This is a genomic window from Pseudonocardia sp. SID8383 (assembly GCF_009864975.1).
GTDB lineage: Bacteria > Actinomycetota > Actinomycetes > Mycobacteriales > Pseudonocardiaceae > Pseudonocardia > Pseudonocardia alni.
The window spans coordinates 1-1,786 of sequence record NZ_WWFY01001005.1; the positions used below are offsets into that span (position 1 = coordinate 1).

Below are 1,786 nucleotides of genomic sequence, written 5' to 3' on the forward strand. Positions count from 1 at the left end.
CCGGTGGTGCGCCGGATCGTGCACCTGCGCTGGAAGAAGCGCCTGGGCCCGGTCCAGATCGCCGACCGGGTCGGTGTCGCTGCCTCGACCGTGCACCGGGTGCTGGTGCGGTGTCGGATCAACCGCCTCGCCCATGTCGACCGCGCCACCGGAGAACCGGTGCGTCGCTACGAACACCCCGCCCCCGGGGATCTGCTGCACGTGGATGTGAAGAAGCTGGGCAACATCCCCGACGGCGGCGGCTGGCGCTATGTCGGGCGCGCCCAGGGAGACCGCAACCGGGCCGCGACCCCTGGGAAACTTCGCAACGCCCACCACCAGGCGAAGATGGGCACGGCGTTCGTGCACACCGTGCTCGACGACCACTCCCGCCTGGCCTACGCCGAGATCCACGACGACGAGACCGCCGCCACCGCGATCGCTGTGCTGCGCCGCGCGGTGGCCTGGTTCTCCGCCCGCGGGGTCACCACCCGCCGAGTCCTGTCCGACAACGGCTCGGCCTACCGCTCCCACGCCTGGCGCGACACCTGCCACGCGCTGCGGATCACCCCGAAACGCACCCGTCCCTACCGCCCACAGACCAACGGAAAGATCGAACGGTTCCACCGCACTCTCGCCGACGGCTGGGCCTTCGCCCGGCTCTACACCGGCGAGTCGCAACGCCGAAAGGCGCTACCCGGGTGGCTGCACGAGTACAACCACCACAGGCCCCACACCGCCATCGGTGGTCTCCCACCGATCAGCAGGTTGACCAACCTGTCCGGGCAGTACAACTAGCCGAACGCGCGCTCCAGGGCGCGGGCCAGGCCGTCCTCCGCGACGGTGCCGGTGGACTCGTCGGCGTCGGCGTGCACCTGCGGCGGGGCCTGCCCCATCGCGATCCCGCGGCCCGCCCAGCGCAGCATCGCGCGGTCGTTGTCGCCGTCGCCGACGGCGAGTACCTCGGAGCGGTCGACGCCGAGCCGGGCCGCGACCCGCGCGAGCCCGGACGCCTTGGACACCCCGGCCGGCACCAGCGTGACCCACGGCAGCTCGTGGTCCAGGGTCGGCTCGGTGCCGGGGACGTGCAGCCGGGCCGCCCGGGCGGCGGTCTCGTCCGGGTCGTGCCCCGGCCAGTACATGACGAGCTTGGGCGTCGGCTCGTCGAGCAATCCGGCGCGGCCGACCTCGGTGACGGTGCCGGCGAGCACGCCGTCCGGGAACGGGGCGCTGACCCGCTGCCCGACGCCGACGTGCTCGCAGGCGAACACCGCCCCCGGGAACAGCTCGCTCATCGCGTCGAGGCCCGCGGTCACGGCCTCGGGGGCGAGCCGCTCCATCGCCAGGACCCGGCGGGTCGCGGTCTCCATCTCGACCGCGCCGTTCGAGGTCAGGGTGACGCCGTCGCGCAGCCCGATCGCGTCCAGCGCGCCGGCCACGCCGACGACGGTCCGGCCGGTGCACAGCATCACCTCGGCCCGGGTCCCGGCGAGCGCGATCGCGTCGAGGACCGCGGGGCTCGGGGGCCTGCGCCCGTGGACGATGGTGCCGTCGATGTCGAGCGCGACGAGCCTGATCACGGGGTCGACCCTACGTCGAGCCGGAACCGTGTGACGCCGTCGCGTGTCCCGGTGGGGCGCATCCCGATCCGCTCCAGCACCCGCTCCGAGGCGGGGTTGCCGGGCTCGACACCCGCGACCAGCGGCGAGGCCCCGGCCGTGCGGGCCAGCGCGAGCAGCAGGCGGGCGGCCTCGACGGCGTAGCCGCGGCCGCGGCGCGACGGCACCACGCCGTAACCGAGCTCGAC

General features: G+C 74.1%; 3 protein-coding genes. 1 reads left to right on the forward strand and 2 read right to left on the reverse strand.

Features of this window, described 5'->3' with window-relative positions:
* On the forward strand, nucleotides 1-777 hold a 777-nt coding region (locus GTW08_RS24215; RefSeq protein ID WP_161152581.1), incomplete at its 5' end, for an IS481 family transposase.
* Here the strand turns inward: GTW08_RS24215 and GTW08_RS33075 are convergent.
* Complete coding sequence (locus GTW08_RS33075) at nucleotides 774-1,559, reverse strand: HAD family hydrolase (protein WP_073575405.1); 786 nt, start codon at nucleotides 1,557-1,559, stop codon at nucleotides 774-776. The genes GTW08_RS24215 and GTW08_RS33075 overlap by 4 nt on opposite strands.
* The coding region (locus tag GTW08_RS24225; RefSeq protein WP_161152582.1) for a GNAT family N-acetyltransferase at nucleotides 1,556-1,786 on the reverse strand (231 nt) is incomplete at its 5' end. The genes GTW08_RS33075 and GTW08_RS24225, both read right to left, overlap by 4 nt.